13 protein-coding genes are annotated in these 14422 nt (G+C 68.6%); 2 read left to right on the top strand and 11 right to left on the bottom strand.

All coding sequences use genetic code 11. The annotated features are described in order from the left end of the window. From ABD255_RS36505 to ABD255_RS36470, 8 genes are all read right to left on the bottom strand, one after another. A complete protein-coding gene (locus tag ABD255_RS36505; RefSeq protein WP_344221357.1) occupies positions 1-279 on the bottom strand; it encodes a hypothetical protein in 279 nt (92 codons plus the stop codon). A gap of 11 nt (positions 280-290) precedes the next feature. Next, positions 291-1049 carry an ATP-dependent dethiobiotin synthetase BioD gene (gene bioD / locus ABD255_RS36500; protein ID WP_344221356.1) on the bottom strand — a complete coding sequence of 253 codons (759 nt, stop codon included), beginning with the start codon at positions 1047-1049 and terminating at the stop codon, positions 291-293. Continuing rightward, complete coding sequence (locus tag ABD255_RS36495) at positions 1046-2242, bottom strand: 8-amino-7-oxononanoate synthase (RefSeq protein WP_344221355.1); 1197 nt, start codon at positions 2240-2242, stop codon at positions 1046-1048. The genes bioD and ABD255_RS36495 overlap by 4 nt, the downstream gene beginning before the upstream one ends. After that, positions 2242-3552 carry an adenosylmethionine--8-amino-7-oxononanoate transaminase gene (gene bioA, locus ABD255_RS36490; protein WP_344221354.1) on the bottom strand — a complete coding sequence of 437 codons (1311 nt, stop codon included), beginning with the start codon at positions 3550-3552 and terminating at the stop codon, positions 2242-2244. Before bioA ends, ABD255_RS36495 begins: the two co-directional genes overlap by 1 nt. A gap of 34 nt (positions 3553-3586) precedes the next feature. Next, positions 3587-3775: a biotin synthase auxiliary protein BsaP gene (gene bsaP, locus ABD255_RS36485; RefSeq protein WP_344221353.1), complete on the bottom strand. Its 189-nt coding sequence runs from the start codon at positions 3773-3775 to the stop codon at positions 3587-3589. Next, a complete protein-coding gene (gene bioB / locus ABD255_RS36480; protein WP_344221352.1) occupies positions 3772-4767 on the bottom strand; it encodes a biotin synthase BioB in 996 nt (331 codons plus the stop codon). Before bioB ends, bsaP begins: the two co-directional genes overlap by 4 nt. A 544-nt stretch (positions 4768-5311) precedes the next feature. Next, positions 5312-7021 (bottom strand): GMC oxidoreductase, encoded by a 1710-nt coding sequence (locus ABD255_RS36475; protein ID WP_344221351.1) that lies wholly within the window; start codon positions 7019-7021, stop codon positions 5312-5314. A 76-nt stretch (positions 7022-7097) separates the two neighbouring features. Continuing rightward, positions 7098-8690, bottom strand: a complete 1593-nt coding sequence (locus ABD255_RS36470) for a succinic semialdehyde dehydrogenase (RefSeq protein ID WP_344221350.1) — start codon at positions 8688-8690, stop codon at positions 7098-7100. Between the two features lie 138 nt (positions 8691-8828). On the opposite strand from ABD255_RS36470, the gene ABD255_RS36465 reads away from it, so the two are divergent. Both ABD255_RS36465 and ABD255_RS36460 read left to right on the top strand, forming a co-directional pair. Further along, positions 8829-10268 (top strand): tetratricopeptide repeat protein, encoded by a 1440-nt coding sequence (locus ABD255_RS36465; RefSeq protein WP_344221349.1) that lies wholly within the window; start codon positions 8829-8831, stop codon positions 10266-10268. Between the two features lie 53 nt (positions 10269-10321). After that, positions 10322-11239 (top strand): TIGR03086 family metal-binding protein, encoded by a 918-nt coding sequence (locus tag ABD255_RS36460; RefSeq protein ID WP_344221348.1) that lies wholly within the window; start codon positions 10322-10324, stop codon positions 11237-11239. Here ABD255_RS36460 and ABD255_RS36455 read toward each other — a convergent pair. From ABD255_RS36455 to guaB, 3 genes are read right to left on the bottom strand one after another with little or no spacing between them, the layout of a single operon-like run. Then, positions 11236-11637, bottom strand: coding sequence for a hypothetical protein (locus ABD255_RS36455; RefSeq protein WP_344221347.1), 402 nt, complete (start codon positions 11635-11637; stop codon positions 11236-11238). The two genes, ABD255_RS36460 and ABD255_RS36455, sit on opposite strands and share 4 nt — an antisense overlap. Before the next feature lie 36 nt (positions 11638-11673). Further along, positions 11674-12780 (bottom strand): GuaB3 family IMP dehydrogenase-related protein, encoded by a 1107-nt coding sequence (locus tag ABD255_RS36450; RefSeq protein ID WP_344221346.1) that lies wholly within the window; start codon positions 12778-12780, stop codon positions 11674-11676. A 28-nt stretch (positions 12781-12808) separates the two neighbouring features. Continuing rightward, complete coding sequence (gene guaB / locus ABD255_RS36445; RefSeq protein WP_344221345.1) at positions 12809-14323, bottom strand: IMP dehydrogenase; 1515 nt, start codon at positions 14321-14323, stop codon at positions 12809-12811. Between the last annotated feature and the right edge of the window lie 99 nt (positions 14324-14422).

The raw sequence follows: 14422 nt of genomic DNA, 5'->3' as shown, positions 1-14422 counted from the left end.
CTACCCGGGCCGGACTGAAGAACGCGCCACAGCAGCCCGGATCGGGCGATGCGACGGCCCAGCGTTGTTGGCCAACGTCGGCGGCAGGGCGAATCCGACACCTTGCAGCACGCGCAAGGCCTTCACGCTCAGAGCGGTGTGAGCAAGCACAGCGTTGTCGGGGCGGAAGGTCTCCGGATCCAGCAGCACCTCGCGCACCTCGGCTGGTTCGACTACGACCCACATCCCAAGCTCCTCGTCGTAGCGAGCCGGGCACTTGGTCACGTCGTCCTGAAACACTGTTTTCCTCGTTAGAACAGTGTGTTAGGGCCGGGGAACCAAGCCGGTGCCGCAGCGGTGAAGGCTTCGCGGGACAGGGAGCCTGCGCCGGCTGGGACGCGGCCGATGACTGGTACTCCAGTCGTCGTCGGGAGGTCTTCCAGGTTGCAGCGTTCGGCCAGATCAGGCACTGCGGGCCAGGAGCCGATGACTAGTCCCGCGATTAGTAGACCTCGCGCGCGAAGGGCTTCGATGGTCAGACCGGTGTGGTTGAGGGTGCCGAGGCCGGGGCGGGTGACCACCACGAAGGCGAACGAGACGGTCAGGTGAGCGGCCAAGTCGGCGAGGTCGTATCCGTCGTCGTCGAGGCCGACGAGCAGCCCGCCGGCTCCTTCGACGAGTACTAGGTCGCGGGTGAAGGTCAGGTTCTCGATGAACTTCGCGTGCTCCTCGACCGACGGCAGCGGCACCCCTTGCCGCCGGCCGGCGGTCGTAGGAGCCAACGGATCGAGAAGCCGGACACCTTCGTGGAGATCGGTCACCCCGCTCAACCGCCGAACGTCCTCGAGGTCGCCGGCTTCGTCGGCTCTCACACCCGTCTGCGCCGGCTTGACCACAGCAACCGAACGACCGGTCGCTGGACCTGGTGAAGGAAAGGCGGGCGGTGCCGGAGCGGAGGGGTCGGAAGCGGGCGGGCGCCGGGAGCCGAGGGCTGTTGCGGCTAGGGCTGCGGTGACGACTGTTTTGCCTACGCCGGTGTCGGTGCCGGTGATGAGCAGGATCTGGGTCATGAGACTTCCTTGATCGCCGCCGGGATGACCTCGCAGGCGCGGTCCAGGTCGGGGCCGGAGAGGCCGGCGTGGGCGGTGAGGCGGAGGCGGCTGATGCCGTCGGGGACGGAGGGTGGGCGGAAGACGCCTACTCGTACGCCGGCGGAGAGGCAGATTCCGGCGGCGCGGACGGCTGCCTGGGGGCTGGGCATGGGGACTGAGACGACGGCACCTGATGCGGGGGTGACGCCGCAGGCGGAGGCTAGGCGGGCGGCCGTGGTGTGGATGGCGTTGGGACGATCGGGTTCTTCCCTCAGCACCTGAAGCGCGGCTAACGCTGCGGCGCAGGCGGCGGGGTTGAGGCCGGTGTCGAAGATGAAGGAGCGGGCGCGGTTGATGAGGTGCTCGCGCAGTACGGGCGGGCCGAGGACGATGCCGCCCTGGCTGGCGAGGGACTTCGACAGGGTCATGGTGACGATGACGTGGTCCAGGCCCGCGAGGTCCGCGGCTGCGACGGAGCCTCGGCCGGCGCCGGTTACACCTAGGCCGTGAGCTTCGTCGACCAGCAGCACGGCGCCGTACTCCGATGCGACCGCGGCCAGGGCGGGCAACGGCGCGGCGTCGCCGAGGACGCTGTAGACGGACTCGACGAGGACGACCGCGTGGGGCTCGTTGCGTTCGGCAAGAGCTTTGCCGATCGCCTCGACGTCGTTGTGGGGCGCGATCTCGACTCGGGAGCGGGACAGGCGGCAGGCATCCACCATCGACGCGTGCACGTGCTCGTCGGAGATGAGCAGGGTGCCGGGACCACCGAGCGCGGTGATCACGCCGAGATTGGCCAGGTAGCCGGAGGAGAAGACGAGCCCCGTCTCCTGCCCGGCATAAGCCGCAAGCTCGGACTCCAGTTCAGCGTGCAGCGCGGTCGTGCCGGTGACGAGTCGGGAAGCCGTCGCCCCCGTGCCCCACTCCCTTACGGCAGCAACCGCCGCCTCCACCACCCGCGGATCACGAGCAAGACCGAGATAGTCGTTCCCAGCCAGATCAATCAGTACTTCGCCCGCCGCCCGCGCCCGCAGCCGCCGCGTCAGCCCCCGCGATTCCAGCGCAGCAGCCTTCGGCGCAAGCCAATCCACCAGCACCGACGAACCACTCGTCGGCGTGCCGTCCCGCGACGAGGACGCGCCGAGGCCGTCGCCGGCGCTCTGCGCGTCCATCAGTTGCCCTCGGCAATCGCTTCGGTGACGGCGTGGCCGATCGTCGCGATCTCCTCGTCGGTGCACACATACGGCGGCATCGTGTAGATGAGATCCCGGAACGGCCGAACCCAGACGCCCCGACGCAGTACGGCGTCCGTCATCCGCTTCACATCCACCGGCCCACCCAACTGCACAACCCCGACAGCACCCAGCACCCGCACATCCTTCACCCCAGGCAGCGACGCCGCCGGAGCAAGCCCGGCCGACAGACCAGCCGAGATCGAAGCCACCCGCCCAGCCCAGTCCTGCCCCAGCAGCAGATCAATGCTCGCCAGCGCGACCGCACACGCGAGCGGATTCGCCATGAAGGTCGGCCCGTGCATGAGCGCCCCACCCGGACCACCCGACACCGTGTGCGCGACGTCCGTAGTACAAAGCGTCGCCGCCATCGAGAGATACCCGCCGGTCAGCGCCTTCCCGACACACAGAATGTCCGGATCGACCCCAGCATGCTCAGAAGCGAAGAAAGTCCCCGTGCGCCCGAAGCCCGTCGCGATCTCGTCCAGGATCAGCAGGAAGCCATGCTCATCAGCCAACGATCGCAACAGCCTCAAGCAAGCAGGACTGTACGGATACATCCCACCCGCACCCTGCAGGATCGGCTCGACGACGATCGCCGCCACCTCATCCGCGTACTGCGCCGCGACCTGCCGCATCGCCACCGCCCAGGCCAGGTACTCCGGGTCGTCGTCCGCGCGATCAAATCCGGCCGGGGGCTGCGGTCCGAACACCTGCTCCTTCAGCGCACCGGTGAACAGCGAGTGCATCCCGTTCACCGGATCGCAGACGCTCATCGGCGCGAACGTGTCGCCGTGGTACCCGCCTCGCACCGTCAGCATCCGGGTCCGGCCGTTGTTGCCACGGGCAACCTGATACTGCAGTGCCAGCTTGATCGCGACCTCGACCGAGACCGAGCCGGAGTCGCAGAAGAACACGTGCTCGATCGGCGCCGGGCTGATCTCCACCAGCCGTTCGGCCAGCCGGATCGCCGGCTCGTGCGTGAGCCCGCCGAACATCACGTGGCTGAACTCGTCGACCTGCCGCTTCAGCGCCTCGTCGAGCACGGGGTTCCGGTAGCCGTGGATCATGCACCACCAGGACGCCATCGCATCGATCGCCTCGACCGACCCACCGGCTCCGTCATCGAGCTGCAGGCGAACCCCGTCGGCTCTCGTGACCAGGTGCATCGGCGCCGGCTGGGTCAACGACGAGTACGGATGCCAGAGCAACTCGGCATCCCGCCGCAGCAGTTCCTCACCTGACCGCATGGGTCTGTTCGCTCTCATTCAGTGGTTGAGTCGGTCAGCCCGCCAGGTCGCCGTGCGCGGAGCAGCGGGCGGTCCAGCCCATCGGGTGGACCTGAACGATCATCCGGCGGCGGCAGTGGACGCAGTACCGGGGTGGTTCCAGCGCCAGTGCCTGACGGCAGTCCTCGTGACTGCCGTCGGCGACCTCGCGGCCACAATGACCGCAGTACACGAGCGTGGTCACAGCGTCTTCTGGAGTTCCTTGACCGGCATCTTGAGGTCGGCCAGCAGATCCAGGTCGGCGGTGGCCGGCCGGCCCAGCGTGGTCAGGTAGTTCCCGACGATGACGGCGTTGATGCCGCCGAGCAGACCCTCGCGGGTGCCGAGGTCGCCCAGCGTCAGCTCCCGGCCGCCGGCGTAGCGCAGTACGGTCTTCGGCATCGCCAGCCGGAACGCGGCGATGGTCCGCAGCGCGTCCTTGCCGGCCATGATCTCCATGTCGCCGAACGGCGTGCCCGGCCGCGGGTTGAGGAAGTTCAGCGGTACTTCGTGCGGCTCCAGCTCGGCCAGTTGTGCGGCGAGCTCGGCGCGCTGCTCCAGAGACTCCCCCATGCCGACCAGGCCGCCGCAGCACAACTCCATGCCGGACTCGCGCACCATCAGGCAGGTCTCCCAGCGCTCCTCGAAGGAGTGCGTGGTCACCACGTCACCGAAGTACGACCGGGCGGACTCGAGGTTGTGGTTGTAGCGGTGGACGCCCATCGCCTTGAGCACGTCCACCTGCTCCTGAGTGAGCATGCCGAGCGAGCAGGCGATGTTGATGTCGACCTCGGCGTTGATCGCCTCGATGCCGGCCTTCACCTGCGACATCAGCCGGGCGTCCGGGCCGCGGACGGCGGCGACGATGCAGAACTCGGTGGCGCCGGTCTTCGCGGTCTCCTTGGCGGCCTCGACCAGCTCCGGGATGTTCAGCCAGACCGACCGGACCGGCGAGGTGAACTGGCCGGACTGGGAGCAGAAGTGGCAGTCCTCGGGGCAGCCGCCGGTCTTCAGCGAGATGATCCCCTCGACCTCGACCTCTTCGCCGCACCACTTGACCCGTACTTCGTGGGCCAGGGCGAGCAGGTCGTCCAGCATTTCGTCCGGTGAGCGCAGCACCTCGACCAGCTGCTCCTGGGTGAGGCCGACGCCTCGCTCCAGAACCTGCTCACGCGCCACCTCGAGGATGTCGTTCATGGTTCTCCTGCCTCATCGAACGGTCGGCCCACAGTAAGGCAGCCGGGCACTCTTTCTCTGCGAGGGGCGTCACCTGGAACACCGGCCCCTGAACTGCCTCAGCGGAACCCGGCCAAAAAAGTTTTGGAGAATCTCGTGACCTACCGTGAACCGTCTCGTTGATGTGTGCAGAGGCGGTGAACGCAAGAACACAGCCTCTCGATCACGAGGAGCGACTGAAAGGTCGCACATTACGATCGGCACGCAGAGTGGTTACGACCACTCTCCGCAGGTCGAAATGGCTCGAATCGGTAGTAGAGTGAGGCACATGAGCTCGGGTCGCCAGCTGTGGTTGGTGACCCGATCCCAAAGCGCCGGGCGCCTCACCCCGGCTTGAGTGGGTCCCTCGGGAAACGATTTGGGCGGAAACGTTCCCGAGGGACCTGCTCCCTTTTACGGACCAAAGAGGAAAGCCTCAGGATCATTCCTGAGGCTTTTTCACTTTCACTCCAGGCATTCCTGTCCCGTGACTCTCAATGGTCACGGGACATTTGTTGTCACTGTGTCACGGTTTCGTCACAGCCTGTTTTGCCGTGATGTCCACAATCGGTAGCCGAAGGGCACCGGGCGCGTCCGCCGGCACCACGGGCTTGGCCGGCGTGACCGCCGCCACCCTCCGGTACTCCGCTCCGAGGGCGGGCCGGGCGTCCTCCTGACCCTTGTTCGGCCAGAACGCCAGCGCCCGCTCGGCCTGCGCGGTGATCGTCAGCGACGGGTTGACCCCCAGGTTCGCCGAGATGGCCGAGCCGTCCATGATGTGCAGACCCTCGTAGCCGTAGACCCGGTGGTACGGGTCCACCACCCCGGTCCCGGCCGAGTCCCCGATCGCGCAGCCGCCGATGAAGTGCGCCGTCATCGGCACGTTGAACGGCTCGCCGATCGTGCCGCCCGGCGTACCGCCCATCAACTTCGCCATCCGCCGGACCACCTCGTTGGCGACCGGGATCCAGGACGGGTTCGGCGCTCCGTGGCCCTGCTTCGAGGTCAGCCGCCAGCGGCCGAACCGGTCGCGCTTGCCGAAGGTGGTGATCGAGTTGTCCGCGGTCTGCATCACCAGCGCGATGACGGTCCGCTCGGACCAGTGCTTCAGGTCGTACAGGCGGCGCAGATTCTTACGCTGCACTCCCATCTCACGCAGCCAGGTTCGCCAGCGCGGACGGTCCCCGTCCCCGTCGGTCAGCACGGTCTGCAGCAGCGACATCGCGTTGCTGCCCTTGCCGTAGCGGACCGGCTCGATGTGGGTGATGTCGTCGGGGTGGAACGACGAGGTGATCGCGACGCCCTTGGTGTAGTCGACCGACCGGTCCCTTGCGATTGCCCCTAGCAACGATTCGGAGTTGGTCCGGGTCAGCACGCCGAGCCGGTCCGACAGCTTCGGAAGCTTTCCTTCGTCCCGCAACCGGTGCAGCAGCTTGGCCGTCCCGAGCGCGGAGGCGGCGAAAATCACCTGCTGGGCGGTGAACCTGCGGGTCAGCCGGCGGTTCGACGTCCGCCGGGTCTCGATCGCGTAGCCGCCGCCGGGCAGCGGCTCGACCGAGGTCACCGTGGTCATCGGGAACACCTGCGCCCCGGCCTTCTCGGCCAGGTAGAGGTAGTTCTTGGTCAGCGTGTTCTTCGCGTTGTGCCGGCAGCCGGTCATGCACTCGCCACAGTCGATGCACCCCGTACGCCGGGGGCCGCTGCCGCCGAAGTACGGGTCGTCGACCTCGACGGCGGGCTCGCCGAAGAACACTCCGACCGGCGTCGGGTGGAACGTGTCCCCCACGCCCATGTCGTCGGCGACCTGCTTCATCACCTGGTCGGCCGGGGAGAAGTGCGGGTAGGTGGTCACGCCGAGCATCCGCTTGGCCTGGTCGTAGTACGGCGCGAGCTCGGACTTCCAGTCGGTGATGTGGGCCCACTGCCGGTCGGTGTAGAACGCGGGCAGCGGTTCGTACAGGGTGTTCGCGTAGACCAGGCTGCCGCCGCCGACCCCGGCGCCCGACAAGATGATCACGTCGCGCAGCGCGCTGATCCGCTGGATCCCGTACCAGCCGAGCTTCGGGGCGAAGAAGAACCGGCTCTTGTCCCACGAGTTCTTCGCGAACCCCGCGTCGTCGAAGCGCGCCCCGGCCTCCAGGACCGCGACGTCATATCCCTTCTCCACCAGGCGGAGTGCGCTGACACTGCCACCGAACCCAGAGCCGATGATGACGACGTCGTGGTCGAAGCTCATCCACGTCCTCGCTTCGCTCCGAGCGCGGATGAGGCACACATCGCACCGTGTTGATCGATGCCCTCGCTTCGCCCGGTCATGGGCGGCCCAGCTTCTTGAGGATCCGGAGCGCGCCCGTCATCAGTTCGGCGTACGCCTCGTCCTTGAGGCCGTGGGAGGCGGCGATCGGGAGCAGGCGCTGGGTCGCGATCGCCTGCGAGTCGACGTACCGGCGGATGCCCTCGATGCCCTGGCGGCGGCCGAGTCCGGACGACCGCATCCCACCCATCGGGGTGTCGATCGACCCGAACGTCGCCGCGTAGCCCTCGTTGACGTTGACCGTGCCCGCGACCAACTGCGCCGCGACCGCCCGGCCGCGCCGGCCGTCGCGGGTCCAGACGCTCGCGTTCAGCCCGTACTCGCCCTCGTTCGCGCGCTGGATCGCCTCGGACTCGTCGGAGAACCGGTAGAGCGAGACGACCGGCCCGAAGGTCTCCTGGTCGAAGCACTCCATCTCCGGCGTCACCCCGGACAACACGGTGGGCTCGTAGAACAACGGGCCGAGATCCGGCCTCGCCTTACCGCCGGCCAGTACTACGGCGCCCTTGGCCCGGGCGTCCTCGACCTGCCGCGTCACCGTCTCGAGCTGCGCCTTGGAGACCAGCGAGCCCATGTCCACGTCCCAGCCGGTCCCGGCCGACAGCTTGATCCGCTTGACCCGGTCCAGGAACGCCGTGACGAACGCGTCGTAGATCTGGTCGGCGACGTACAGGCGTTCCAGCGAGACACAGAGCTGACCCGCGCTGTTGAAGCATGCCCGCACGGCTCCTTCGGCAGCCCGGTGCACGTCCGCGTCCCGCAGTACGAGCATCGGGTTCTTGCCGCCGAGCTCGAGGCTGCAGCCGATCAGGCGTTCGCCGGCCTGCTGGGCGATCAGCCGGCCGGTCTTGGTCGACCCGGTGAAGCAGATGTAGTCGGTGTTCTGGATGAGCGCACCGCCGACCGTCGGGCCGTCGCCGTTCACCGGCTGCCAGGCCTCGCGCGGCAGGCCCGCTTCGTAGAGCAACTCGATCGCCCGCAGCGCGGTCAGCGGGGTTTGGCTGTCCGGCTTGTGCACGACGGTGTTACCCGCGAGGACCGCGGGCAGGCCGTCCGCCATGGCCATACTGAGCGGGTAGTTCCAGGGCGAGATGATGCCGACGACACCCTTCGGCACGAATCGCTGCTCGGCCCGGGTGAGCACCGGGAACATGCCCAGCTTGCGCTGCGGCCCGAGCAACTCGGCGGCCTTGCGGCCGTAGTACCGGGCGGTGAGCGCGACGTGCGCGACCTCCTCGAAGGCCTGCTTGCGGGCCTTGCCGGACTCGACGATCACCAGGTCGACGAGCTCGTGCCGGTGGTCCAGGACCAGGTCGTGGTAGCGCAGCAGGATCGCCGCGCGGTCGGCGAGCGAGGTGTTCTTCCAGCCCCGCTGGGCCCGGCGCGCCGAGCGGACCGCGGCGGTCACGTCGTCCGGACCGGACAGGGGCAGCTCGGCGACCGGCTGTCCGGTCGCGGGCGCGTAGGTGGTGCGCGTGCCCGCCGAGGCCCGCAACAGACCGGCCAGCCGACGGATGACCGACTGGTCGGTCGCGTAGGAGGCGGTCGGGTCGAGCTCGGGGTCGGCAGGAATCGAGGTCTGCTCGCTCATCTGTCCAGGCTACCTGTCGGTAACAGCTTGTGTCAGCAGTTGGCCACGGCACCGATCTTCCCGGCCCGGACACGAGCGGCTACGCGGTTCGTGGCGCTAAGGTGAGCGACTGAGCCTGTGAAGGAGTGGATTGTAAAGATGGTGGACAGCGGGGGGCTTTGGACGCCCCCTGAAGACGAACTCGGCGAGGCTCTGCAGACAGCCCAAGTGCTGATCGAAGAAGGACGCGCCGACGAGGCCGGGCCGTACCAGCAGCGGGTTATCGAGCTGGCCAGGGAGCGAGCCGGGGAGCGCCCGGACCACTACGAGGCCAAGCACCTGATGGCGGCGACGCAGTACGAGCTGGCCGGGTCCCTGAACGCGTCGGGCCGGCACGAGGAAGCGCTTGCCGCTCTCCATGAGGCTCAACTCGGCTACACCGAGCTGAGCGATGCCGGTGAGCTCGACGCCACTTCCTTCCTCGCCGACGTCCGCGCCCGACGCGCGATGACGCAGGCCCACCGCGGCCACGGAGCGACCGCAGTACTGGAGGTGGACGGCGCGGTGATCGCATACGGCCAACTGGTCGGCGGCGAGAACGGCATCCTGCACCAACCCGACTTCGCCCGGGTGCTGGCGATGAACGCGCTCATCCTGCGCCGGTACGGCGACCCCGACCTGGCCGTCGCCTCCGCGGACGCGGCGACCCAGCTCTTCCTGCAACTGGCCGACCAGATCAACGCGAGCCCACAGGCCCTGTCCTACGCGAGGTACCTGTGCTCGTCGACCGCCGTGTCGGCGGACATCCATGCCTCCGAGGGCCGCCTGGACCTGGCCCTCGAGGCGGACGAGATCGGGCTCAGCACCGCGGACACGCTGGCCGACTCCGAGTCCGCGACCGACCTGCGCACCCTGGTCTCCGCCCTCACCCGCAAGGGCAAGCACCTCGGCATCGTCGGCCGGATCATCGAAGGCGAGAACTGCCTGCGCACCGCCTACGCGACCGACCCGAAGACCGCCGCCCTGGTCAACGAGGAGCTCGACCGCGGCATCCCGCCCTCGCTGACCACCGCGCTGGAGACCGCCGAGATCAAGCTCGGCCCGTACGAGCAGTACCACCGGCTGATGGCGCTCAGCGAACCCGCACCCGGGATGACGCTGGCGACGGTGTCGGGGCGCACGGACCCCGAGTCGGCCGCGGTCCGCGCCACCGAACTGGCCGAACTGGTCCGGCCGATGCTCGCGCACGACGCCGAGACCGCACTGACGCTGGGCCTCGAGGCGCACTACCTGTTCGCGATCTCGTCGGAACGCGAGTCGCACCGGATGCGGTACGAGACGAGCACCTACGCACCGGTCTGGGCTCAGGTGCTGCTGGACATCTCCGAGGCGTACCACGCGGCCGGGCAGACCGAGATGGCCCTCGACCTGGCCGGCTGGAGCGCCGAGGTGGCCACCGCGCTGATTCCCTTCACGACGACGGATCACGAGGTGAAGGACCTGGCCGGTGCTTGCCTACGGCACCATGGCGACCTGCTGGCGGCGAAGGGCGACTTCACGGCCTCACAACACGCCCACGAAGCGGCTCAGCAACTGTAGGACCATTGACGGCCGCTGTTTGCCGGGCGCAGTCTGGCGGCAGGGGGTGTGTGATGGACGTAGTAGAACTGCACCGACGCGCCAGCGAGGAGTTCGTCCGGCAGGTGGCCGCCGTCCGGCCGGATCAGTGGGATGCTCCGACGCCCTGCGCGGACTGGGATGTGCGGACGCTGGTGAACCATGTCGTCGGCGAGGAACGCTGGACCGTTCCGCTGATGGAGGGCAAGACGATCGAGGACGTCGGCGACTCGCTCGACGGTGACCTGCTCGGCGACGACCCGGCCGAGGCCGCCGCGCACGCCGCGCGCGCCGCCCAGAACGCCGTCACCGAGCCCGTACTGCGGGGCGGCACCGTCCGGCTCTCGTACGGCGAGGAGCAGGCGGCCGAGTACGTCTACCAACTCGCGGCGGACCACCTCGTCCACGGCTGGGATCTCGCGGTCGCGATCGGGGCCGACGCGCGGATGGACCCCGCGGTGGTCGACGGGGTGGCGTCCTGGTTCAAGGATCGCGAGGAGATCTATCGGGGTGGCGGCGCGATCGGCGCCCGGGTGGACGGGTTCTCTGACCCTGCGAACGCGCTGCTCGGTGCCTTCGGCCGGGATCCCTCGTGGACTCCGGGGCATCCGGCCGTCGCGTTGCTCGGCGAGGCGTTCGCGCGGGGAGACGTGGACGCGATCATGGCGCAGATGACGCCGGACTGCGTGTTCGAATCGACCTCGCCCGCACCCGACGGCTCCCGCTTCGAGGGAGCGGACGCAGTACGGGAGCAGTGGCGCAAGCTGTTCGACGAGACGCCGGAGCCTTCGTTCGAGACCGAGGAGGCGGTGGTGCTGGGTGACCGCGCTGTCGTCCGGTGGAAGTTCTCCTGGCGCGGACCGGACGGCGAACGCGGTCACGTCCGCGGCGTCGACGTACTGCGGCTGCACGACGGCAAGGTCGCCGAGAAGTTGTCCTACGTGAAGGGTTAGGAGTCCTGCGGGTCTGTTCGCAGGGCACCGACGAAGAGGCCGGCTTCCATCTCGGTCATGCCGGTCTCACTCACCACGAGGGCGGTCGCCTGGTGCAGTTCGCCTGCGCCCTTGAGAGCACGCGTGCGCTCGGCCAGGTTGGTGCCGGGCAACCGGACAACAGGGGTGTCGGTGACGGGTGGCACGTAGCGGCCGAGCCGGATCTCGTCGACCAGATCCTTGGCCTGCTTGAGCTCGAGCCCGGTGCGTTCCACCACGTACTTCACCGCGAACACGGACTTCTTGGTGGTGAGCAGAAAGCGGATCTGGTCCACATCGGAGGAGGAGAGTCGGCCCCGCGCGGCGGCGAGGGCAACGTTGTCGGCGTCCTTGCTGCTGTTCCGGCTGAACAATCCCATGCCCTCATCCTTCCAGAACCGGACAAAGGGCGATGATCAACCGACGACGACCTCGACCCGCTGGAACTCCTTGAGTTCGGTGTAACCAGTGGTGGCCATGGCGCGCTTGAGGGCGCCGACAAGGTTCATCGTGCCGTCCGGGACCCAGGACGGACCGAACAAAATCTGCTCCATCGTGCCGGTGACGCCCACCTCGACCCGCTCACCGCGGGGCAGATCGGCGTGCCATGCCTCGGCACCCCAGTGGAACCCGCCGCCGGGAGCGTCACTCGCCCGGGCCAGCGGCGAGCCGACCATGACAGCGTCCGCGCCACACGCGATCGCCTTCGCCACGTCCCCGGACCGGCCGACCGACCCGTCCGCGATGACGTGCACGTACCGGCCACCGGACTCGTCCATGTAGTCGCGCCGAGCCGCCGCCACATCCGCGACGGCGGACGCCATCGGCACCGCGACGCCGAGCACCTTGCGGGTGGTGTGCGCCGCGCCGCCGCCGAAACCGACCAGCACTCCGGCCGCTCCCGTCCGCATCAGGTGCAGTGCGGCCTGGTGGGTGGCGCAGCCCCCGACGATGACTGGCACGTCGAGGTCATAGATGAACTGCTTCAGGTTGAGCGGCTCGGCCTGGCCGGAGACGTGCTCCGCCGACACCGTCGTACCGCGGATGACGAACAGGTCGACGCCCGCGTCCACGACGTGCTTGGCGAACTGCTTGGTCCGCTGCGGCGACAGCGCACCCGCGACCGTCACTCCGGAGTCGCGGATCTCCTGCACCCGCTGGGAGATCAACTCGGGCTTGATCGGCGCCGAGTAGATCTCCTGCAGCCGGTGGGTCGCCTCCTCCTTGCTGATGCTGGTGATCTCCTCCAGCAGCGAAGTGGGGTCGTCGTACCGGGTCCAGAGGCCTTCGAGGTTCAGCACGCCGAGACCGCCGGCCTTGCCGATCGCGATCGCGGTGGCCGGCGACATCACCGAGTCCATCGGCGCGGCCAGGATCGGCAGTTCGAACCGGTACGCGTCGATCTGCCAGGCGGTCGAGACCTCCTCGGGGTCCCGGGTCCGCCGCGACGGCACGATCGCGATGTGGTCGAACGCGTAGGCCTGCCGGCCCCGCTTGGCGCGGCCGATCTCGATCTCGGTCATCTGGATTCCTTCTGGTTGCGCAGGCGGGTCAGCGGCCGGAGTAGTTCGGCGCCTCGACCGTCATCTGGATGTCGTGCGGGTGCGACTCCTGCAGCCCGGCGGAGGTGATCCGGACGAACGTGCCCTTCTCCTGGAGCTCCGGGACGGTCCGCGATCCGCAGTACCACATCGACTGCCGCAGGCCGCCGATCAACTGGTGCGCGACGGCGGACAGCGGGCCGCGGTACGGGACCTGGCCCTCGACGCCCTCGGCGATCAGCTTCTCGTCGCTGCCGACGTCGCTCTGGAAGTAGCGGTCCTTGGAGTAGGACTTGCGCAGGCCGCCGGCCGACTGCATCGCGCCGAGCGAACCCATCCCGCGGTACGCCTTGAACTGCTTGCCGTTGATGAAGACCAGGTCGCCCGGCGACTCCTCGCAGCCGGCCAGGAGCGAGCCCAGCATGACCGTGTCGGCGCCGGCCACCAGGGCCTTGGCGATGTCGCCGGAGTACTGCAGGCCGCCGTCGCCGATCACCGGTACGCCGGCGGGCTTGCAGGCCAGGGAGGCTTCGTAGATCGCGGTGACCTGCGGGACGCCGACGCCGGACACGACGCGCGTGGTACAGATCGAGCCCGGTCCGACGCCGACCTTGACGCCGTCCGCGCCCGCGTCGACCAGCGCCTGGGCACCGGCCCGGGTGCCGACGTTGCCGCCGACGATGTCCACGCCGCGGACGGCCGGGTCGGCCTTGAGCTTGCGGATGATTTCCAGTTGCGCCTGCGAGTGACCGTGCGCGGTGTCCACCACGAGCACGTCCACCCCGGCCTCGACCAGCGTCATGGCCCGCTTGTACGCCTCACCGAAGAAGCCGATCGCGGCGCCCACTACCAGCCGGCCCGAGCCGTCCTTCGTCGACAGCGGGAACTTGTCGCGCTTGACGAAGTCCTTCAACGTGATCAGGCCGGTCAGCTTGCCGGCCTGGTCGACCAGCGGCAGCTTCTCGATCTTGTGCCGGCTCAGCAGCTTGATCGCGTCGTCGGCGGAGATGCCCTGCGGGCCGGTGACGAGCGGCTGCCGCGTCATCACCTCGTGGATCGGCCGATTCGGGTCGTTCTCGAACCGCATGTCCCGGTTCGTCACGATGCCGACCAGGACGCCGGCGTCGTCGACCACGGGGACCCCGGAGATCCGGTACTGACCGCAGAGCGCGTCGGCCTCGCCGATGGTCGCGTCCGGGCCGATGGTGATCGGCTGCGCGATCATGCCGGACTCGGACCGCTTGACCAGATCGACCTGCTGGGCCTGGTCCTCGATCGAAAGGTTGCGGTGCAGCACGCCGAGACCGCCCTGGCGGGCCATCGCGATCGCCATCCGCGCCTCGGTGACGGTGTCCATCGCGCTGGACAGCAGCGGGATGTTCACCTCGATGTTCCGGCTGACCCGGGACTTGGTGATGGCCTCGGAGGGGATGACGTCGGACTCGTTCGGCTGCAGCAGCACGTCGTCGAACGTCAGGCCGAGGACGGCGAACTTGTCGGGAACTCCAGCGGGTGTGATGTCCATGAGGAAGGCAGGCACCTTTGCACGGCGAGAACGGGACCCCATCCTATGCCGGGGGCACCTGCCGCCCCGAATCGGTCCTCCACAGGCCGCCGCGCAGGC

It is taken from the genome of Kribbella sancticallisti (genome assembly GCF_039530625.1).
GTDB classification, from domain to species: Bacteria; Actinomycetota; Actinomycetes; order Propionibacteriales; family Kribbellaceae; genus Kribbella; species Kribbella sancticallisti.
Note: the sequence above shows the minus strand (reverse complement) of the source record. Positions and strands in the feature narration are given on the sequence as shown.

Coding starts and splice junctions, on each gene's coding strand:
- bioD (WP_344221356.1), bottom strand. CDS start 1,049: ATGACCCAGATCCTGCTCATCACCGGCACCGACACCGGCGTAGGCAAA.
- ABD255_RS36495 (WP_344221355.1), bottom strand. CDS start 2,242: ATGGACGCGCAGAGCGCCGGCGACGGCCTCGGCGCGTCCTCGTCGCGG.
- bioA (WP_344221354.1), bottom strand. CDS start 3,552: ATGCGGTCAGGTGAGGAACTGCTGCGGCGGGATGCCGAGTTGCTCTGG.
- bioB (WP_344221352.1), bottom strand. CDS start 4,767: ATGAACGACATCCTCGAGGTGGCGCGTGAGCAGGTTCTGGAGCGAGGC.
- ABD255_RS36475 (WP_344221351.1), bottom strand. CDS start 7,021: ATGAGCTTCGACCACGACGTCGTCATCATCGGCTCTGGGTTCGGTGGC.
- ABD255_RS36470 (WP_344221350.1), bottom strand. CDS start 8,690: ATGAGCGAGCAGACCTCGATTCCTGCCGACCCCGAGCTCGACCCGACC.
- ABD255_RS36465 (WP_344221349.1), top strand. CDS start 8,829: ATGGTGGACAGCGGGGGGCTTTGGACGCCCCCTGAAGACGAACTCGGC.
- ABD255_RS36460 (WP_344221348.1), top strand. CDS start 10,322: ATGGACGTAGTAGAACTGCACCGACGCGCCAGCGAGGAGTTCGTCCGG.
- ABD255_RS36455 (WP_344221347.1), bottom strand. CDS start 11,637: ATGGGATTGTTCAGCCGGAACAGCAGCAAGGACGCCGACAACGTTGCC.
- ABD255_RS36450 (WP_344221346.1), bottom strand. CDS start 12,780: ATGACCGAGATCGAGATCGGCCGCGCCAAGCGGGGCCGGCAGGCCTAC.
- guaB (WP_344221345.1), bottom strand. CDS start 14,323: ATGGACATCACACCCGCTGGAGTTCCCGACAAGTTCGCCGTCCTCGGC.